A 20,366-nucleotide genomic window follows, 5' to 3' on the forward strand; every position below is an offset into this window, starting at 1 on the left:
CGGTGGCCACATCTATGGTCAAGAGCTACCTCCGGCAGCTCTTACAGAACGGTCTCAACGACTTAACGTCAAAGGTACCATCTTGTTAGTCGAGATACGTCACCGAGGTCGGCCCGATCAACCAAAGAAAACGCACTAGATTTACTCTGGTATAACCTAACGTGTAAAATAGTGGTTCTTAGTCTTGCTATTTCTACCCTAACTGTTGAAGTTTTTACTTGGCCCGGACGCATCTCGCGCTGTGGATAACTTAACGCTCCAGCGCTAGACTGGAGTCCACCGGCGACAGAAAACATGGCGCCGCTGGATCAAGCGGTACCCCACGACCCGGGACCGGTGGGGAGTGTAGGGTTGAGATTCGAGATGTTCGACTGGTAACTGAGGAAAAATATGAATCCCTGGCAGGACTGCATTCAAAGACTCAAAGCGGAATTGACAGCGGCTGAATTTAACACCTGGATTTTGCCCTTGCAAGCTCGCAGAGAGGGCGAGGTACTGCGTCTGCTGGCCCCTAATAAGTTTGTACAAGACTGGGCGCGACAGCACTATGAACAGCGCTTGCTCGAATTATGTCGTCACAGCAGCGACGGAGCCATCACCCAGTTAAGATTTGATGTTGGTGGATTGGATCGTGTCGAGACGCGTAGCACTATCGTTGCAGAAGTTCAGTCCCTGGGACTGAGCGAACGACGAGCAGAAGCCAATCTTAACCCGGAGTTTTGTTTTAACAGCTTCGTTGAGGGAAAATCAAACCAACTGGCACGGGCTGCATCCATCCAGATCAGTCAGAACCCAGGAGTTGCCTACAACCCTCTGTTTATATATGGCGGAGTCGGTCTGGGTAAGACCCACTTGATGCACGCAGTGGGTAATATGATATTGGAAACAAACCCTACTGCGCGCGTCATTTATCTTCACTCAGAACGGTTTGTTGCGGAAATGATTCGGGCACTTCAGCACAACCGTATTGATGAGTTTAAGAAAACGTATCGATCCCTGAATGCCTTACTGATTGATGACGTTCAGTTTTTCGCGGGAAAAGAGCGCTCGCAAGAAGAGTTTTTTCACACATTTAATGCTCTGTTCGAATCGCGCCAGCAGATCGTCCTATCCAGCGATCGTTTTCCAAGAGAGGTCGTAGGACTGGAGGAAAGGCTAAAGTCGCGATTTGGGTGGGGCCTGACGGTCTCAATTGATCTGCCTGATCTGGAAACCAGCGTAGCGATCTTACAAAGTAAGGCGACACAACTCGGCGTTGTCCTACCAGAGGATGTTGGGTTTTTCGTCGGCCGGCGCATCCGCTCCAATATTCGCGAGCTCGAGGGAGCTCTGCGTCGATTAGTTGCCAACGCGCAATTTACCGGCCGAGCCATTACCGTTGAGTTTGCCAAGGAGACGCTGCGGGATATGTTGGCCGCGCAAGATAAACGGGTGACTATTGATAGTATTCAAAAAACCGTCGCTGAGTACTTCAAAGTGCGAACCGCCGACCTTTTGTCAGCAAAGCGCAGTAGGTCTATTGCGCGACCACGACAGATTGCTATGACCTTAGCAAAAGAACTGACGAAACATAGTTTACCGGAAATTGGTAGCGCTTTCGGCGGACGAGATCATACGACAGTGCTTCATGCGACACGGAAGATTCGCGATCTGCGGGATAGTGATCCTGCTCTTGAAGAGGACTTTAGGAATCTGTTGCGTAGTCTGTCGTCTTAGCTGTGGATAACCTGGGTGAAAGATTTGCTGGGGGTTTTCGCAAGAAGTTATACACAGGTTTCAGGGGCTGTTTGGCCGTAGAAAATATGACATAACACTTTGTTAGAAAAAGAAAAAAGCAAGTAGCGCACATTTCCACAGCCCTTATTACTAAGAACTTACTAAATATTGTTTGTTTAAGAGAGGTGAGCAGTATGGATGTCAAGGTCAACCGTGAAGAAATGCTTCCAGTCTTAAATCGTGTGGTGTCTGTGGTTGAGAGGAGGCAAACACTACCAATTTTAGGAAATATACTATTACGTGCAGATAATGATTCGTTAACCGTTATTGGTACGGATATGGAGATTGAGATTCGCGCAATTTGTCCGGCTCAGGTGATAGAAACGGGGGAAGCGACAGTTCCTGCCAGGAAGCTAGGGGACATTTGTCGCTCTCTTGCAGAAGGCTGCGAAATGAGACTTAAGGTGGGAGGGGAGCGTTGTGTTTTGACGGCTGGTCGAGGACGATATGTTCTTGGGACCCTGCCCGCACAGGATTTCCCCGCGATGGAATCGATATCGCCGGATCTTGCTTTCACACTAGAGGGGGGTGTGCTAAAGAGGATATTCGAGAAGACGGCTTTTGCGATGGCCCAGCAGGATGTGCGATATTACTTGAACGGACTGCTCTTGGAGGTGGACGGGAGTGGTGTGAAGGCCGTGGCAACTGACGGGCATCGCTTGGCGTGTTATGTGCATCCCTGTTCACTAGGGGTAACAGGGGCACGATCGGTTATTATTCCCTTCAAGACGGTTAACGAAGTGCGGAGGCAGTTGACTTCAGGAACGATGCCTGTGCAGATCGAGATTGCAGAGCGACTAATACGATTTATTGTTGGAGAGACTGTTTCGTCGTCAAAGCTTGTAGATGGTCGTTATCCTGAGTATGGGCGAGTTATTCCGGCGGGCCTGACGAAGATTGCTATTGCTAACCGTGATTCGTTGCGGAAAGCTCTAGCGCGGACGGCGATTCTCTCAAATGAGAAGTATCGTGGTTTGCGGGTGACCTTTGAGCCTGGCGTTCTTAGGCTGGTTGCACATAATCCTGAGCAGGAAGAGGCCGTAGAGGAAATGGAGTTGGATTATACTGGTGAGCCAACGATTGTGGGATTTAACGTTGCTTACTTGTCGGATCTGCTTGGCGCGGTGGATAGCAATGAGGTTGAAGTGCATTTTGATGATGGGAATAGTAGTTCTCTTTGGCGAGGAGTCGCGGCTGCTGGGGAAACGTACGTCGTTATGCCGATGCGGCTTTAGTGTCTGTGGGTTGCGGGATATGGTCATCACATTGAACCTCGCCGCTAATCGAAATGCGCCTACTTCCGCTAAGAAAAACGGACCCACCCAGTGCGCATTGGATGACTGCGGAGGTGGGTTGGTTACCGCGCAACAAGCCGCTGTCCTGGTCTGGTTTCCCAAGAAACCGGACCACGATAGGAGGCTCAAGTGCGGGAGTGAATCGGTGGACGGGAGAGACTCTCGACCGGCGCCTCAGAGGCGCTTGGACGGCCGGTCAGGATACGGCTTGATGCGGTGATGCCGCAGGTGGTCGCGCCCCGCTTCGACCAGGGCTTGCGGAGCAGCGCTTACCACTGCATAACGTCGAGATTGGGACTGCGTGCGCGAGGCCTTGCTGTCGTTGCTTATCCCTGCCTGGCCAAGCCTGCCGATCGTTGGCAGCAAACGCGGGCATACGGCGCAAGAACTTCAGTCGATCCTGGCAGATGACCAGCCAGTCGCCTATCATGCGCGACAAAAATAACGCAAGATTTTGATACTAAAAACCATTCGCTATGCGTAGGGGATCTAATACCCTGGCGGTGCGCCTTTTCAGCACCGCGGCTTGGGTGTCCCGCGCTGCACACGCTGGGGTGAGCGCCGCCAATGGCCAGGGCGTCGTCCTGGCGGTTATCCCGTGGTGGCCGTAGCACGCAGCCAACTCTTGGCGATGGGCAACGATCGAAAGCCACATTCAAGTACCGGGCGCTGCGCGTGTCGGCGCGCGCCAACACCAGCAACGCCCACCGCAGAGCCTATCCGTAAATGCTTCCTTGGGAAACTGCCGCCTGAACAGGCCCAGGTAGCGGTAGCAGCGGCGCCGAACCCCGATCGCTACGCTCGCGCTCACGGAGCAACTACAATAGCCATTGTAGGCACAGAGCTGGCGGCGGTCGAGAGGGATCATTTCGTTTAGCGCAGATGGTTCCGAGCCCGGGGGTGGGTCCCAATTATTATCATGAGGAAACCTCCGGCTCCGTCGGCGGATCGTTACTTGTAATAGAACCGGGGTAGATTCGTTGGGCGGATAGCGGGAGTGCGACAGCTGGGAGGTTTTTCTTGGCCGTTTTAGGCGGTGAATGATTCCGTTCTTTGGTGGCGTGGATAGGTTCTCTGGGTCGGAAAAGCGTGTCGTGTGCTTCCGGCACGTCTGCCCCAGACCAACGCCAGCGTGGCGCGCTGCATCGCCGAGATTACCACTCCTCCAACTTCTTGTCTAAAGGGGGGCTTGTGCTGACTGCGCAAGGGACGAGACTGTCGTCTCAATCCACTGCTCTACCTTCTGGTTGATCTCTTGGGCGGTCCTTCCCTTGCTGGCGATGACCTCGCCTATGACGAGTTCAATTGTTCCTGGGCGCTTGATGAGGCTTCGCCTGCCCCAGAATACCCCAGCGTTATGCGCGACCGGTACGACTGGATATCCCGTCCGCTCCGCAAGTAGCGCACCACCGATGCTGTAGGGTATCCGAGTGCCCGCCGCGACGCGAGTACCTTCCGGAAAGATCATGACCCAGCGTCCGTCTTTGAGTGAGATTGCACCATCCTTCAATAGCTGCTTAACGGCCTTTCGGCCGGCAGAACGATCAATCGCGATTGGCACAAACTGTCGGAGCGCCGAGCCCAAAATCGGTATGCGGAGTAACTCCCTTTTTAATACCCATGTTTGGTCACTTGGAAACAGCCCTCGCAGCGCGATGGTTTCCCATGCTGACTGGTGTTTGCACAGAACAATCGCCGTCGTTGCCGGTAGGTGCTCGAGACCGGTGATCCGATAATTGAGTCCGCATAAGTGTTTAAGTGCGAACAAATTCGACAATCCCCACGCACGGCCCAATCGACCAACGGTACGGTACGGAACGAAGCGACCAGCAATTGCTATCGTAATGCCAAAAAGTGCTACCGATGCAATGAGAAATACTTGGTAGGCCAGCGAGCGTAGTAGAGTCAAGAGCTACCCCAACGACAAATTAATTCTTCGGAAACCGACTTTAAGTCGTCAAAAATGGCAACGCCATCGAGAGCGGCACCTCCCTGCGCCAGGGTCCTGGCTCCCTTCCCGGTCTTCACGAGGATTGGTTCCATCCCTACGAGCCTTGCCGCTTGTATATCGGTGAGCGAATCCCCGACAAACGGCAATCCTCGCAGAATTAGGCCAGTTCGATCGCCGATTTCCCTGAACAGACCCAAACGTGGTTTGCGGCACAGGCATCCCTCATGCGGCGCATGTGGGCAAAACATAACCATCTCTATCTGCCCGCCCAAGAGATATGCCGATTCCCTTAGCTTGCGGTGCATTCTGTTGAGCGAACCGAGATCAAAAAGTCCCCGGGCGAGCCCCGACTGATTCGATACAACCACGATACGAAACCCCGCATGCGTCAATTCCGCAATTGCCTCGAGACTCCCTGGGATTGGCACCCATTCGGCTTCTGACTTGATGTAGTCATCAGAGTCTTCGTTGATGACCCCGTCTCGATCAAGGATAAGAAAGCGCTCAAGCTGCATACTGAAACACCAGCGGTAACTGCGCAGTGTGCAAGGCCACCTAACGTAACAACGAGACGTCAGCGACGTTCAAAAACAGCGCCTGCATACGCTTCAAAAGTATCAGCCTGTTTTCTCTAATAGCCGCGTCTTCGCACATCACCATCACATCTTCGAAGAATGCGTCTACATCTTCTCCTAGTTCTGCAAGTCGAACTAATACGCCCGAGAAGTCTTGCTGGCTGATCAGTGGTTCAATAACCTGCTCGAGTTTGCATACGCTTTGCCACAGTTTATGTTCAGCACTTTCAGAGAACAGCGTCGGGTCTGGTTGCCTCGCTGACTTGCAGGAAATGTCGGATCGAGCAAGAATATTGCTGATACGCTTATTGGCTGCGGCCAAGGACTCGCTTGCTGGCAGGTTCCGAAATGCCTGCACCGCTCTAATTCGCCGGTCCAATTGACTGATTATCGCCCCCCCAGCAGCGATAACCGCTTCAATGCAGTCCAGCGAGACGCCTTGTTCTTGGTAATATCCCTTAAGTCGGGCGAGCATGTAAATTACGACCGCGTCAGCCGTATCAGGACTCAGACTCGCGGATGGAAAGTGCCCCACAGCGCCCGCGAGTAATACTTTGAGATCAAGATCCAGCGGTGTCTCCACGAGCATGCGGACGATTGCGATGGATGCCCGACGCAAGCCGTACGGGTCTTTAGCCCCAGTCGGACGCTGGCCAATGCCAAAGACTCCAACCAACAGATCTAACCTGTCCGCAAGGGCAAGTACTAAGCCAATTTCTGTTCCGGGCAATGTATCACCGGCGTAGCGGGGATAATACTGTTCGGCGATCGCCGAGCAAACGGCGAGCGGCTCTCCTGAATGTTTCGCGTAGTAGCCGCCCATCACGCCCTGAAGGCTTGGGAACTCAATCACCAACGAGGTCACTAAATCACACTTAGCAAGCAGCGCGGCGCGCTTTGCCAACAGCGGGTCTACCCCGATCAACGTGGCGATCATCGTCGCGAGTTTCGCAACACGCCTGCTCCGGTCTGCGACAGAACCGAGTTTATCCTGAAACACAACAGACTCGAGCTTGCTAAAATAGGCGGCGAGTGGGCAACGTCGGTCTTGTTCCCAAAAAAATTTGGCATCGGCGAAACGGGGGCGAAGCACGCGTTCGTTGCCCTTTCTTACTTCCTCAGGGTTCTTGCTTTCGATGTTGCATATTGCAACGAAGCTTGCCGAAAGTTGGCCATCACCGCTGCGTACCGGAAAATATTTCTGGTTTTTCTGCATCGTCTCGATCAGGACCTCTGAGGGCACTGACAAGAATGCTTCATCAAAGAACCCATAAAACGCGATCGGCCATTCGACGAGCGCCGTTACCTCATCAAGCAAATCCGGCGGCAGATCAACTGCAACGCCGTGATTATTGGCGGTCTGCGCGATCTGCCTCGCGATTACTGCTCTACGTTGTTCAAACGACGGTTCCACAAACCCACCCTCTCGTAACAATTGAGGGTAGAGCGATGCATGCGTGATGGCGCGCGGCCCGGGTGCGTGAAATCGATGACCGAAGGTGTCGCGACCAGCGTTTACGCCTAGTACCCGCCCTGGTATCGTTTCGTCACCAAAGACCAGGCAAATCCAATGCACCGGCCGCACGAATTCCGCATCCCCGGTGCCCCATCGCATGCGTCTTGCAATAGGTAGATCGGCGAGAGCCAACTCGACTATTTGCGGGATCAGCCGTATTGTGAGGTCACCTGATTCAACCGTACGAAAGACAAGCCATACCCCTTTTTCTGACTCCTCGCGCCCAAGGTTCTCTACCGCCACCCCACAGGAGCGGGCAAAGCCGGTCACTGCCTTCGTCGGCCGACCCTCTGGATCGAAGGCCGCAGCCACCGAAGGGCCTCGCCGCGAAATTACCCGCTCAGCCTGTCGTACCTGCACCTCGGCAACGAGGATCGCAAGGCGACGAGGGGTGCAGAAAACGGAGTAGCTGGAGTGCCCAATCCCCTGTGCGGTCAATCGCTCCTCGACCCCGCGAGCGAAAGCGACCGCCAAGTCCCGCAATGAGGCTGGTGGGAGTTCCTCAGTACCAATTTCTATCAGCAGATCCTTAGTCATGCGCGCACTCAAGTGGAAATGGTCGTTTCAGCATCGGGAACCCCAGCGTTTCACGCCTTTCGAGGTACGTCTGCGCGACGTCTCGTGCGAGCGCACGAACCCGCAGGATAAACCGCTGTCGCTCGGTCACCGAGATGGCACCACGTGCATCCAACAAATTGAACGCATGCGACGCCTTTAGTACCTGTTCATACGCCGGCAGCGGCAGTCCGTCGGTAACCAGTTGCCGACTCATCCGTTCGCTCGCGTCGAATGTCGCCAACAAGGCTGCGACGTCGGCCTTCTCAAAATTATAGGTCGACTGTTCAACCTCGTTCTGATGGAAAACGTCCCCGTAGGTGATCAACCCCTCAGAAGATCGGCTCCAGACAAGATCATAAACGCTTTCAACTGACTGTAAGTACATGGCGATGCGTTCCAGACCGTAAGTAATTTCCCCGCTAACCGGGCGACAATCGAGTCCTCCGATCTGTTGAAAATAGGTGAACTGGGTGACCTCCATACCATTTAGCCAGACCTCCCAGCCGAGTCCCCAGGCACCAAGTGTGGGTGATTCCCAGTTATCTTCCACAAAACGGATATCATGGACGAGCGGATCGATCCCGAGGTATCGCAGGGACTCCAAGTAGAGTTCTTGAATATCGAGCGGCGCAGGCTTCAACAGAACCTGAAACTGATAATAATGTTGCAGCCTGTTTGGGTTTTCCCCATAGCGGCCATCAGTTGGTCGCCGCGAAGGCTGAACGTAAGCGCAACGCCAAGGTTCCGGGCCGATCGAGCGCAGAAATGTGGAAGGATGAAAGGTGCCGGCGCCGACCTCCATATCATGAGGTTGGACAATGACGCACCCCAAGGCCGCCCAATAGCGCTGCAGCGCAAAAATGATGCCCTGGAATGTGGCGACATCCACCGGCTCAAGATTCAAGCTATACCCCCGCTGCACGTTGACTAGATAAGTGCCCAGTATAGCTGTTGTGCAGCCTCGGTTGAAGCTTCTTCCCGCCAAGGTAGGGCCGGTCTGACTTATCCCTGCCCAGCAGCGGGGCTAGAGTGAGAGCAGTTCGGCTAACGCGCCAGCAACAGGGCACCGAGCCTGTGAGCTTTCCGTGTATACGAAAGGGTATGGCGGACGCGCCGTGAGCGATTTCTGGCCGGGCTGGGACAGTTCGGGCCTGGAGGGCATTGCTTAACATGTTGGTATGTTTGGACAGTTTTCTTGCTGCTCGGGGCGGCGCTTGGGCGGGAGTCGGATTGGCATGGTGCTTGTCACCTGCCTCGTCGGGCCATGGCAGTGCTTGAACGACCAGGCGAGAGGGGGCTCCTTCGCATCCGCAGGCATGAGGAGTGAAGCGGCCTTCGCCTGGGCGGACTTGTGAGACGATGCGCCATCACCGCTGTGTGTCCGCAGTCACTTGGTAGCGCTCGTACACGCGATGCTGGCGATGCGGCCGTGCGGCACCACAAGGCCCGGCTGGTCTACCCGTACTCCTGGAAGTCCTGTCTAGCCTTGCCCTTGGCCTCGTCTATCTGCTTGGGTGCGTAATTTTTTTGGCCAGAGCAAGGAGGGGGTGAAGAGGGTATGATATCCGAGTGGCGACGACAAGCCGAATACTGCTGGCCTGCCATCAATGGCAGGCCTCGGCGGAACAATTGAGTGAGGCTATAGTAAATTGGGTAACAGCATTGCGGACGCGGTCCACGAAAGCGACCGTAGACTTGCCAGGCCGGTAGTGATGGCATTGTTACCCGGCATGAACTCGCCGCCCAGCAGGGTGTTTTTGTGGCATCGTGGCGTGGGCTAGCCCTGCATTTCAGATGACTGCTCCCTTGCGTCATCACCGCTTGCGGCTGGCCGCCCGCGTTATTGCTCATGGCGGCCTGCTCGCTTATCCGACGGAGGCGGTCTATGGGTTGGGTTGCGATCCATGGAACGCAACCGCGGTCATGCGACTGCTTGCGCTCAAGCGCCGCGATCCGGCGAAGGGGCTGATCGTGATCGCCTCCCAGGTCGAGCAACTCGCGCCGTTCGTCTTACCCCTGTGGCCCGAGCGGATGTCGGAGATACTCGCCTCCTGGCCTGGGCCCAACACCTGGCTGATGCCCGCCCGCAGGGGTGTGCCGGACTGGCTCCGGGGCCGTTTCGACACCCTCGCGGTGCGCGTCACCCAGCACCCCCTGGCGGCGGGTTTGTGCCGGGCATACGGTGGCGCCATCGTCTCTACGAGTGCCAACGTCGCGGATCGCCCGCCGGCCCGGTCCGCCATTGAGGTTCGCCGCCGCCTCTCCGGTGGACTCGACCTGATCCTCGCGGGGGCCTGCGGCGGGGCGGACCGGCCCTCTATCATTCGCGACGGGCGCACCCGCCAGGTACTGCGCACCTGACCAGCAATCCCGGCGACGCTGGCGGATCTGCGAGCGACCGCCGCGCCCCCCCAGACCGCACGGCCCTTTACCGCGGCCTTGCTCTGAGGCCATCATCGTCGGCCGCGGAGTATCGCCCTGGCGGGCCGGTCCGACCCAAACGTGATAGTAATCCCCAACAATCCGGAGAATCAGGATGCTTGACAATAACTTACTGGAAATCCTCGTGTGCCCGGTCACCAAGGGGCCGCTGATTTATGACAAGGCGCACGCCGAACTCGTCTCGGTCTCCGCTCGCTTGGCCTACCCGATCCGTGACGACATCCCGGTCATGCTTGAGGAGGAGGCGCGCACCCTGTCTGCCGAGGAGGCGGAGACCTACCGCAAGCGCGGCACCTCGCAGCATGCCTGAGGACCGCGCCGCGATAGGAGGGTAACTTCAGCGGTGCTGTGACATAATGCGGGGCTGTTTTTGCGCGGGTTTGCGCCGCCGCCGCCGCACCCCGACCTGATCCGACCATCGGTAACCAACAGGAACCCCCATGAGCTTCTTGATCTCTGACGCACTCGCCGCGGCCCCCGCCGCTGGCGCCAGCCCCATGACGGACTCGCTGATGTCCTTTCTACTGCCGGTGTTTATGCTGGTGGTCTTCTATTTCCTGCTGATCCGCCCCCAGGCGAAGCAGCGCAAGGAGCACCAAAAGCTGATCAATGCACTGACCAAGGGCGACGAGGTGGTCACCCTGGGTGGCATCGCCGGGCGCGTTGCGGATCTGGGTGACAACTTCGTCCTGCTCGAGATCGCCGAAGGCGTCCAGGTCAAGGTTCGCCGCCCGGCCGTCGAGGCCGTCCTGCCCAAGGGCTCCCTGAAGGATCTGTGACCCGGTAGGGCCGCCTAGCCGAGGCTGGGGTGCTGTTGACCCGGTACCCCGCGACCCTCCCCGCCGCGTGAGCGATTGGAAGTGCGATGAACCATTACCCGCTGTGGAAGAACCTCTCGATCCTGGCCATCGTTCTGGTCGGCCTGGTGCTGGCCTTGCCGAACCTCTTCTCCCAGGACCCCTCCATCGAGATCACGGCCGCCCGCGGCGGCCACGTGACCGAGGCCAGCGCTGGGGAGCTGCGTGCCGCCATGGAGAATGCGCAGATCCCATTCAAACGCTTCGACGCCCTGTCCGGGGGCAAGCTCCTCGTGCGGTTCCACACCTCGGGCGATCAACTGCATGCCGAGGAGGTGATCGAGAACACCCTCTCTGACCGCTACCGCAGCGCACTCACGCTGTCGGCTGACCTGCCCCGCTGGGTGCGTGCGATGGGCCTCAAGCCCATGAACCTGGGCCTTGATCTGCGCGGCGGCATCTACGTGTTGATCGATGTCGACATCGACGCGGCCCTGGACCAGGCGCTGGAGCGTTATGTAGAGGATATCCGCACCCAACTGCGCGACGCCAAGGTGCGCTATATCACGGTCGCGCGCGAGAAGGGGCGCGTGGTCGTGAAGTTTGCCGATGCGGCGTCCCGAGATGCGGGCTCGAAGGTCATCGGCAAGGAGTTCCGCGACCTCAAGCTGCAGGCGGTGGAGGAGGGTGGTGAGTTCCTGGTGACGGTGGCCCAGACCCCGACCCAACAGAAGCAGATCCAGGGCTTCGCACTCCAGCAAAACGTGACGACGCTGCGAAACCGCGTCAACGCGCTGGGGGTCGCCGAGCCCAGCATCGCCCGTCAGGGCGATCGGCGCATCGTCGTGCAGCTACCGGGCGCCCAGGACCCGGGCCGGCTCAAGGAGATCCTCGGGGCGACCGCGACGCTGGAGTACCGGCTGGTGGATACCGAGCATAGCGCGACCGACGCGGAGGCCGGGCGTCCCGCGGCGGGCAGCCGGCTCTACAAGACCCGCGACGGCAAGCCGGTGCTGCTCAAACGCCGGGTCATTGCGACCGGCGACCAGATCACGGACGCCTCCTCGGGCTTCGATTCACAGAGCGGCACCCCGATGGTCAGCGTGAGTCTCGACGCCCAGGGCGGGCGGCGGATGCGCGACATGACCACCGAAAACGTGGGCAAGCCGATGGCCGTTGTCTTCATCGAGAACCGTACGACCACCAAGATGGTGGACGGCAAACCGGTGAAGCGCACCGAGAAGGTGGAAGAGGTGATCAGCGTCGCGACCATTCGCGAACCGTTCGGCCGGCGCTTTCAGACGACCGGGCTCGACAGTGCCGACGAGGCCCATAATCTGGCCCTGTTGCTGCGTTCCGGGGCACTCGCCGCGCCGATCCAGATCGTGGAGGAGCGCACCGTGGGCCCGAGCCTGGGGCAGGACAACATCGACAAGGGCGTGCGCTCGGTGCTGGTCGGGTTCCTGCTGGTGTGCCTCTTCATGGGCATCTATTACCGCGTTTTCGGCCTGATTGCCGACCTGGTCCTGCTCGTCAACGTCGTCCTGCTGGTCGCCATCCTGTCGGCCATCCAGGCCACCCTGACCCTGCCGGGTATCGCCGGTATCCTGCTCACGGTGGGTATGGCGGTAGACGCCAACGTACTGATCTACGAACGTATCCGCGAGGAGTTGCGCAACGGCAATTCGGTGCAGGCGGCGATCTATACCGGCTATGACAAGGCCATGGCGACCATCATCGACTCCAACGTCACCACCATGATCGCCGCCATCGTGCTGTTTAGCTTCGGTACCGGGCCGGTCAAGGGCTTTGCCATCACGCTGTTTTTCGGCATCCTGACCTCTATGTTCACCGCCGTGATCGGCAGCCGTGCCATCGTCAATCGCCTGTACGGCCACCAGCGCCTGACCAGCCTGCCCATCTGACCTGCCTGATTCGGAGCCGCGCCATGGAACTCTTCAAACGCACCAATATCGATTTCATGTCCATCCGCTGGCCGGCTATCTGGCTGTCCTCGCTGGTGAACCTGATCGGTATTGGCTCCTTCATTTTCCTTGGGTTCAACTTCGGGCTCGACTTCACCGGCGGCACCGTGGTCGAGGTCGGTTACGAACAGCCCGCAAACTTGGTCCAGGTCCGCTCGGCACTGACCGAAGGCGGGTTCAAAGAGGCCGGCGTGCAGCATTTCGGCAGCACGCGGGAGGTCCTGATCCGGTTGCCCCCCGTGGCCGCTGGTACCGGTTCCACCCTGGGTGACCGGGTCATCGCCGCCCTGAGCGCTACGCCGGAGGTGGGCAAAATCCAACTGCGCCGCGTCGAGTTCGTCGGCTCGCAGGTCGGCGGGGAGTTGGTCGAGCAAGGCGGTCTGGCCATCCTCTATACCCTGATCGGCATCCTGATCTATGTGGCTATCCGGTTCGAATGGCGCTTCGCGGTGGGTGCGGTCATCGCCACGGTACATGACGTGATCGTGGTCCTGGCCGTTTTCTCGCTGTTTCAAATTGAGTTTGACCTCACGGCCTTGGCCGCAGTGCTGGCGATCATTGGTTACTCGCTCAACGACACGGTCGTGATCTATGACCGGATTCGGGAGAACTTCCGCAAGGTGCGCAAGGGCACAGTACTCGACGTGGTCGACCTGTCTATCAACGAAACCCTCTCCCGGACCATCATCACCCACGGCGTCACCATGTTGGCGGTGCTTGCCCTGTTCTTCCTGGGTGGTCAGGTGATTCATGGATTCGCCCTCGCGTTTATCGTCGGCATCTTCACTGGCACCTATTCGTCTATCTATGTGGCGAGCAGCTCCGTCGTGTTGTTGGGGATCAGCCGGGCGGACCTGTTGCCGGTGCCCAAGGAAGGCCCGGGAGTGGATGCACGGCCCTAGTTTCCGGCGCCGTCGGGGCGAGTGTAATCAATGAAGAAGCCGGCAATGAGACTATTGCCTCGCCGAGTACGCGCCGCCTGGCTGGCGCTCGTCGCATGCGCCGGGCTCATCGCCTGCGGTGCGGCGCCGGACCCTCAGCTCGAGGTCACGGGCCCCACCATGGGGACCTACTACGCGGTCAAGGTCGCCCGCCCCCCCGCGGGGCTCACCGCCGACACCCTGCGCGCCGGGGTGGAGCGCCTGTTGAGCGGCGTGATCGCCACGCTCTCCACCTATGACCCAGCGTCCGAACTCTCCCGCCTGAATCGCAACCCAAGCACCGACTGGGTGCCGGTCTCGGCCGCTCTCTATCCGGTCCTCGCGCAGGGCCAACGACTCAGCGCAGTGTCAGAAGGCGCCTTCGACATCACGGTCGGACCGCTCGTCAACCTATGGGGCTTTGGCCCCGGTGCCCACTCAGACGCGGTGCCCGCCCCGGAACTGATTCAGGCGGCCCGGGAGCGGGTTGGGTATGGAAAACTCGAACTGCGTACCGAGCCGGCGGCCATCCGCCGGCAGCGCGGGGACCTCTATATCGACCTCTCGGCGATGGGGGAGGGCGAAGGCGCGGATCAGATGGCAGCCTGGCTCGAGTCTATCGGCGCGACCGACTATATGGCCGCGGTGGCCGGGACCCTGAGGGTTCGCGGCAAGAACGCCTTGGGTCGTCCCTGGGGCATCGCCATCGAAGTACCGGACCCGGAGCAACGGTCGGTGCAACGCATTCTGCCGGTCACCGATCGCGCCGTTTCAACTTCAGGCGACTACCGTAATTTCTTCAAGGCCGGTGGCAAGCGCTACTCACACCATATTGATCCGCATACCGGTACCCCGGTCGAGCAGTCCCTGGCCTCGGTGACCGTGGTGCTGCCGGCCGGCACGGACAGCGCCCGGCGCGCGGACGGGCTGGCTACCACCCTGATGGTCATGGGCGAGGCGCGGGGCCTCGCCCTGGCGGAGGCCCAAGGGCTCGGGGCCTATTTCATCCTGCGCGAAGAGGGGGGCTTTCGCGAACTGACCACCACGGCCTTCAAGCGGATCGCGGTGGAATAAGTAATTGTTTTTCTAGGGCGGAGACGTCACATGACCGGACTGCTGCGTACCAAGGCGATCAACGCCGACCACCATCTTGCGGACACCGGGTTGCGGCGTGTCCTCGGGCCAGTGGATCTCACCCTGCTCGGTATCGGCGCCATCATCGGCGCCGGCATCTTCGTCCTCACCGGGGTCGCCGCGGCGACCAAGGCATGGCCGGCCATCGTGCTCTCCTTTGTGGTCGCCGGGTTCGCCTGCGCCTTTGCCGCCATGGCCTATGCGGAACTGGCAGCGGCCATCGGCGGTTGCGGCAGTGCCTACGGTTACAGCTACGCCGGCCTAGGCGAGCTCATTGCCTGGATCATCGGCTGGGACCTGATCCTGGAGTACGCGGTGGCGGTCTCGGCGGTCGCCATCGGCTGGTCGGCCTACGCGAATAATGCACTTCAGGCAGCCGGTCTCGCACTCCCCGCGACGCTTCTCAAAGGCCCGCTCGAGGGGGGGCTGATCAATCTCCCAGCGGCCGCAATCGTACTGATTCTCGGCGTATTGCTGTCTCTGGGGGTGCGCCAGAGCGTGCGCATCAACGCGGTCATGGTCCTGATCAAACTGTTGGCGATCACCGTCTTCATCGCCATCGCGCTCTCCCATGTGCAGCCGGCCAATTGGAGCCCCTTCATGCCCTTCGGCTGGAGCGGCGTGATGGGGGGCGCGGCCCTGGTGATCTTCGCCTATCTCGGCTTCGATGCCGTCTCCACCGCGGCGGAGGAGGCGCGCGACCCCCAACGTGACCTGCCGATCGGCATCCTCGTCTCGCTCGCCGTCTGCACTGTGATCTATATCCTGGTCGCCGGGCTCCTGACCGGCGTCGTCCCTTACGCCACGCTCAACGTCGGCTCCCCGGTGGCGGACGTGGTGCTCCGGCTGGGCTATCCCTGGGGTGCCGGTCTGGTGGCGGCCGGGGCCATCGCGGGCCTGACGACGGTCATGCTGGCCATGTACTACGGCCTGACCCGGGTCTTCCTCGCCATCGCCCGAGACGGGCTGTTGCCGCCACTGTTTGCCCGGATCAATCCGCGCACCCAGACCCCGGTCCGGGTGATCCTGGTGAGTGGCTTGCTGATGGCGGCGATCGCCGGGTTTACCCCCATCGGTGACGTGGCTGAGCTGGTGAACATCGGGACCCTGGGCGCCTTCTTCCTGGTCAGTATCGGTGTGGTGGTCCTGCGCTATACACAACCGGACCTGCCGCGCCCATTCCGCACCCCGTTCTCGCCGCTGGTGCCGCTACTGGGGGCCGTGTCCTGCCTGTACCTGATGGCGAGCCTGCCGCTGGTGACATGGATGCGTTTTGGTCTCTGGCTGGCGCTCGGACTGGTCATCTATTTCGCCTGGTCTCGTCGCCACAGCGCCCTGGCGGGGAGTGACTGATCCCGTGACGCTTTTTCTGCTCGCCAGGGGGCCGCGAACAGCCGGAACTGACCCGTTGTCGCTGATTTCAGCAAGCGAGTGCCGCAAGTGACGGCATCATAATGATAAGACCAATCGACAGAGAGGAGGAGACATGAACAAGACGATCGCGGGCGCGCTGTGTGCCGGATTAATCGCCATCGGTAACGCCGGTGGCGCACTCGCTGGTGCTTATGACACCTTTCAGGAGATGATCGGGGGAAGCGACTTTCCGCCGGTGACCAACGAACGTTATCGCGCCGAGTGCGGCGGCTGTCACCTGGCCTTCCCCCCGCGGCTGCTGACCGCCGCTGCCTGGCGGGACATGATCGGCAAGCTCAAGAACCACTTCGGCGATGATGGCACCCTGGCCCCGGCCGTGACCAAGGAACTCCTGGACTATCTGGTTGCGAATGCCGCGCAGTGGAATATCCAGGATCATACCCCGTTCGCTGTGAGCAGCGGAAGCGCCAATGATGGGCCGCCGCGCATTACCGAAACCTTCTTTTTCACCACCAGGCATTCCCGCCGGGTATCCTTGCAGGAGGTCAAAGCCAATCGCAAGGTCGGAAGCTTCGCGAATTGCGCGGCATGCCATCCCAACGCCGATAAAGGCAACTTCAGTGACCACGAGGTCGCTATTCCCGGGAAGAGCAAGCCACACGACTGAGCGCCCGTGGAGGCCTGCGGCGCAGGGGCGGGTTTCAAACCCGCCCCGACGCCATTTTCTTAAAGCATAATGAGGCAGACGAGGTGCCCCCAGACCATGTTGCACGAATTGATCAATTGGCTCCTGCTCACCGTCCACGACTGGGGCTACGCGGGTATCTTCATCCTGATGGCCCTGGAATCGACTGTCCTGCCCGTCCCAAGTGAACTGGTGGTGATCCCGGCCGGCTATTTGGCGTATCAAGGTGAGATGAGCATCTACCTGATCTTCCTCGCGTCCACCCTAGGGAGCCTGGCCGGGGCCTTCATCAACTATACCTTTGCCCTTCTGGTGGGCCGGCCCTTCCTCGAGCGTTACGGGCACTATTTCTTCGTGCGCCCCGCGCTCCTGCATAAGACCGACGCTTTTTTCGCCCGGCACGGTGCCATCTCGACCTTTACCGGCCGCCTGGTCCCCGGTATTCGTCACCTGATCTCGCTGCCTGCCGGATTGGCCCGGATGAACATGCTCACCTTCAGTCTCTATACCAGTCTCGGTGCCGGCCTGTGGACCATCGTGTTGATCGCCATGGGTTGGTTCATCGGCGGCAACGAGAACCTATTGAAAGAGAACCTGCCGTTGGTCACCGGCGCGGTCCTGCTGTTCGTGGGTCTGATCCTGGTCGGCTATACTCTGTGGCAACGGCAACGCTCGCGCTGAACTGTGGCGACCTGCGCGGGCGGCCGCGCCCGGTCACGGTGTACCCGCCGCTCCGGTGAGCCGCGCCTTTACATCCAGCCCCATCCCCTTGCCGATAAAGCGGGTGTCGGCGACCTGGCTCAGGTCAACATCATTGGGGCGATAGAGCCCGGCCGCGACCATCGCGTCATAGAACGCCCGGATACGCTCCATCGTCATGGCGCCGATGCCCTGGGTCAGGGCTGCGCCTGAATCGACGATACCCTGCGACTTGAGAAGCGCCAGGGAGGCCTCGAGCTCGATCTCGGTCATCTCCGGGTTCTCCTTGAGTATCAAAGTATTGGCGGCTCGGTGGTCGCCATACAGATAGTTGGTCCAGCCGATGATGGAGGCGTCGACAAAGCGCTGGACCAGGTCCGGACGAGTGCGCACCGTCTCCTCCCGCGCCTCGATCAGGGTCGAATAGGTGGAGAACCCGTGATCGGCGAGCAGGTGTACCACGGGGACGAAGCCTGCCTCGCGCTCCACATAGATGGGTTCGGCCACCGAGTAGCCCTGCTGGAGCGCCCGCGGGTTGGTCAGGAATTGCCCCAGCGCATAGTTATAGGGCCGCAGCTGCTCGTCCCGGAAGCCGTGGGCGGCCTTGAGCCACTGCCACCAGGTGAATTGTGCGTCCTTGGCGATCAGCACTACCGGCGCGCCCTTGAGCGAATCGAATGACTCGTAGCCTTGTCCCGGGTGGGCGATGAGCGCCTGTGGGTCCTTCTGGAACAGGGCCGCTACCGCCCGTGTGGGCACACCGTTCTTCACATTGTCGAATGATTGCAAGAGGTTGCCGGTCAGCAGAAAGTCGATCCTGCCGGCGGGCAACAGCGGGCGGTTGTTGACCTGGGGGCCGCCCTGGCGGATCTCGACCGCGAGCCCATGGGCGAGGTAGGTGCCGTCCGCCAGCGCCTGATAGAAGCCGCCCTGGGCGGCCTGGGCCTTCCAGTTATTGGCGAAGACCACAGGCTCGGGTGCGGGGGGCGCCGGATCGGCCAGGACGGCAGTCGCCGCCAGGGCGAGCAGGCCGATCATCAGGCGTGCGCGGCAGGCGGCTTTGCGCGTTCGTCCTGGCCAGGACGCCGGGACCCAAGCCAAGGCGGGCAACCTCGGAGCAGCAACGCCGTCGCAAAACCTAGCGAGAATCTCTAAGTCTGCCATCGTCGCCTCCGCAAGTGGTTTGATCAACAATGATGGGGCCATCAGTGCCCGCTAGCCGCGTAGCGTCGCCTCAACAGGAGGCGCGCCAGCAGGTCCAACAGCAGGAAGATCGCGACGCCGGTGAGCGCGATCAAGAGCAGGGCCGCGTACATCTTGGGGATCTCGGTCCGAAAGCTGGCCTCCAGGATGCGCGAGGCGAGCCCGGTCTCGCGCCCGGCCGCACCCGCCGCGAACTCCGCCACCACCGCCCCGATCAGTGCCAGACCGCCGGAAATCTTGAGCCCGGCGATGAAATAGGGGAGCGCCGTGGGTACCAACAGCCAGCGCAGCCGCTGCCAGGGCGAGGCGCGGTAAAGCCGGAACAGGTCCTTGAGCCCCGGGTCCGCGGCGCGTAGCCCGATCAGAGTGTTGGACAGGATGGGGAAGAAAGCGACGATCCAGGCACAGATCAGCAGTGCCGCGGTGGTGCTGTCCACATAGATCAGGATCAGCGGGGCGATGGCGACGATCGGGGTCACCTGCAGGACCACGGCAAAGGGGAAGAGCGCCAGTTCCAGGGTACGCGATAGGGCGAACAGTGCCCCGAGCAGGATACCGCTGAAGATTGCGAGCACCAGTGCGCCGACAGTGATCTTGATGGTGAAGAGCCAGGACAGGGCGAGCGAGTCCAGGTTGGCCCACAGGGTGGTCAGGATCAGGCTCGGAGCCGGCAGTATGTAGTGTGGGATGCCGGCCAGGCGCACCGTCGCCTCCCAGCTGCCGAGCGCCGTGCAGAAGACCAGGGTCGGCAACCAGATGCGGGCGGGTGGCGGCTTCATCCTGGAGCTTCAGCGGGTAATGACGATCGGGTCGCCCGGACGCAGGCGCGAGAACAGGTATTGGGCATCCCCGCCGTGCAGGCGCACGCAACCATGGGAGGCAGGATAGCCTGGCAGGCGGCCCTGGTGGATGAAATAATTGCTGCGGAACTGGATCGCGTAGGGCATGGACGCCGGCCGCCCGTTGGAGCCAGCGTAGCGGCTGGAGAACTTATGGCGCTGCTTACTCAAGACCCGGTAGGAGCCACCCGGGGTGCCGTAGCCCCGTTTCCCGGACGACACTGGCCCGCTGCGCACCACTTGCCCACCCTCCGAATAGGTGAAGCGCTGAGAGCCCAGATGAATCGTCAGTCGGCGCGACGGGCCCGCGGGCACGGCCGGCGTCTTCTGCACGTTGGCCGGAGCCGCCTCGGTCGTCGGTCCGCCGGCCCCCGCCGCTTCCCCGCCCGGCGCCGGCGCCGGCGGCGCGCTACCGGCACCCAGAGCGCCCTGTCGTGGCGCCGCCGGTGCCGTCGGTGGCGCCGCGGGTGGCGCTGGGACTGGGACGGGCACGGCCGACCCGGCCCCAACGGCCGGGGAGGGGTCTTGCGCCCAACCCTGTGCCAACGGCATGGCGGCGCCCAACGCGACGGCAGCCAATCCGATCAGTAACCCATTCACTCGCTTGACCGCCATCG

General features: G+C 60.2%; 18 protein-coding genes. 11 read left to right on the top strand and 7 right to left on the bottom strand.

The annotated features are described in order from the left end of the window. The first annotated feature begins 390 nt into the window (after positions 1 to 390). Both dnaA and dnaN read left to right on the top strand, forming a co-directional pair. Entirely contained in the window at positions 391 to 1,716 is a 1,326-nt protein-coding gene (dnaA, locus tag QZY44_RS08980; RefSeq protein WP_295445272.1) for a chromosomal replication initiator protein DnaA, read from the top strand. Positions 1,717 to 1,910: 194 nt separating this feature from the next. Next, positions 1,911 to 3,011, top strand: coding sequence for a DNA polymerase III subunit beta (dnaN, locus tag QZY44_RS08985; RefSeq protein ID WP_295445275.1), 1,101 nt, complete (start codon positions 1,911 to 1,913; stop codon positions 3,009 to 3,011). Between the two features lie 1,237 nt (positions 3,012 to 4,248). On the opposite strand, the gene QZY44_RS08990 is transcribed toward dnaN, so the two are convergent. The 4 genes from QZY44_RS08990 to glyQ are packed head-to-tail and all read right to left on the bottom strand — an operon-like array spanning position 4,249 to position 8,575. Next, positions 4,249 to 4,980, bottom strand: a complete 732-nt coding sequence (locus tag QZY44_RS08990; RefSeq protein WP_295445278.1) for a lysophospholipid acyltransferase family protein — start codon at positions 4,978 to 4,980, stop codon at positions 4,249 to 4,251. Then, the gene (gene gmhB / locus QZY44_RS08995) at positions 4,977 to 5,537 is read right to left on the bottom strand and encodes a D-glycero-beta-D-manno-heptose 1,7-bisphosphate 7-phosphatase (RefSeq protein WP_295445281.1); all 561 of its coding nucleotides are present in this window, start codon (positions 5,535 to 5,537) and stop codon (positions 4,977 to 4,979) included. Before gmhB ends, QZY44_RS08990 begins: the two co-directional genes overlap by 4 nt. Before the next feature lie 40 nt (positions 5,538 to 5,577). Continuing rightward, positions 5,578 to 7,650 carry a glycine--tRNA ligase subunit beta gene (glyS, locus tag QZY44_RS09000; RefSeq protein WP_295445284.1) on the bottom strand — a complete coding sequence of 691 codons (2,073 nt, stop codon included), beginning with the start codon at positions 7,648 to 7,650 and terminating at the stop codon, positions 5,578 to 5,580. Further along, positions 7,643 to 8,575, bottom strand: coding sequence for a glycine--tRNA ligase subunit alpha (gene glyQ / locus QZY44_RS09005; RefSeq protein WP_295445287.1), 933 nt, complete (start codon positions 8,573 to 8,575; stop codon positions 7,643 to 7,645). The genes glyS and glyQ overlap by 8 nt, the downstream gene beginning before the upstream one ends. 890 nt (positions 8,576 to 9,465) lie before the next feature. On the opposite strand from glyQ, the gene QZY44_RS09010 reads away from it, so the two are divergent. From QZY44_RS09010 to QZY44_RS09050, 9 genes are all read left to right on the top strand, one after another. Further along, positions 9,466 to 10,032 carry a Sua5/YciO/YrdC/YwlC family protein gene (locus QZY44_RS09010; protein ID WP_295445290.1) on the top strand — a complete coding sequence of 189 codons (567 nt, stop codon included), beginning with the start codon at positions 9,466 to 9,468 and terminating at the stop codon, positions 10,030 to 10,032. 175 nt (positions 10,033 to 10,207) lie between these two features. Beyond that, positions 10,208 to 10,423, top strand: coding sequence for a Trm112 family protein (locus QZY44_RS09015; protein WP_295445292.1), 216 nt, complete (start codon positions 10,208 to 10,210; stop codon positions 10,421 to 10,423). Positions 10,424 to 10,553: 130 nt separating this feature from the next. After that, positions 10,554 to 10,892, top strand: a complete 339-nt coding sequence (gene yajC, locus QZY44_RS09020; RefSeq protein ID WP_295445295.1) for a preprotein translocase subunit YajC — start codon at positions 10,554 to 10,556, stop codon at positions 10,890 to 10,892. A gap of 86 nt (positions 10,893 to 10,978) precedes the next feature. Next, positions 10,979 to 12,835 carry a protein translocase subunit SecD gene (gene secD, locus QZY44_RS09025; RefSeq protein ID WP_295445297.1) on the top strand — a complete coding sequence of 619 codons (1,857 nt, stop codon included), beginning with the start codon at positions 10,979 to 10,981 and terminating at the stop codon, positions 12,833 to 12,835. Positions 12,836 to 12,858: 23 nt separating this feature from the next. Further along, entirely contained in the window at positions 12,859 to 13,797 is a 939-nt protein-coding gene (gene secF / locus QZY44_RS09030; RefSeq protein ID WP_295445300.1) for a protein translocase subunit SecF, read from the top strand. A gap of 45 nt (positions 13,798 to 13,842) precedes the next feature. Next, positions 13,843 to 14,889, top strand: a complete 1,047-nt coding sequence (locus tag QZY44_RS09035) for an FAD:protein FMN transferase (RefSeq protein ID WP_295445303.1) — start codon at positions 13,843 to 13,845, stop codon at positions 14,887 to 14,889. Positions 14,890 to 14,919: 30 nt separating this feature from the next. After that, positions 14,920 to 16,302 (top strand): amino acid permease, encoded by a 1,383-nt coding sequence (locus QZY44_RS09040; protein WP_295445306.1) that lies wholly within the window; start codon positions 14,920 to 14,922, stop codon positions 16,300 to 16,302. Positions 16,303 to 16,435: 133 nt separating this feature from the next. Continuing rightward, positions 16,436 to 16,990, top strand: coding sequence for a cytochrome C (locus tag QZY44_RS09045; protein ID WP_295445310.1), 555 nt, complete (start codon positions 16,436 to 16,438; stop codon positions 16,988 to 16,990). Positions 16,991 to 17,086: 96 nt separating this feature from the next. Further along, on the top strand, positions 17,087 to 17,689 hold the full coding sequence (locus QZY44_RS09050) for a DedA family protein (RefSeq protein WP_295445313.1): 603 nt from the start codon (positions 17,087 to 17,089) through the stop codon (positions 17,687 to 17,689). A gap of 33 nt (positions 17,690 to 17,722) precedes the next feature. Here the strand turns inward: QZY44_RS09050 and QZY44_RS09055 are convergent, their stop codons facing one another. The 3 genes from QZY44_RS09055 to QZY44_RS09065 form a co-directional block, all read right to left on the bottom strand. Beyond that, positions 17,723 to 18,745, bottom strand: a complete 1,023-nt coding sequence (locus tag QZY44_RS09055; RefSeq protein ID WP_295445315.1) for an ABC transporter substrate-binding protein — start codon at positions 18,743 to 18,745, stop codon at positions 17,723 to 17,725. Between the two features lie 167 nt (positions 18,746 to 18,912). After that, on the bottom strand, positions 18,913 to 19,689 hold the full coding sequence (locus QZY44_RS09060; protein WP_295445318.1) for an ABC transporter permease: 777 nt from the start codon (positions 19,687 to 19,689) through the stop codon (positions 18,913 to 18,915). 9 nt (positions 19,690 to 19,698) lie between these two features. Next, positions 19,699 to 20,364 (bottom strand): L,D-transpeptidase, encoded by a 666-nt coding sequence (locus QZY44_RS09065; protein ID WP_295445321.1) that lies wholly within the window; start codon positions 20,362 to 20,364, stop codon positions 19,699 to 19,701. Between the last annotated feature and the right edge of the window lie 2 nt (positions 20,365 to 20,366).

The sequence above is a fragment of the uncultured Thiodictyon sp. genome, from assembly GCA_903837595.1.
Taxonomy (GTDB): domain Bacteria; phylum Pseudomonadota; class Gammaproteobacteria; order Chromatiales; family Chromatiaceae; genus Thiodictyon.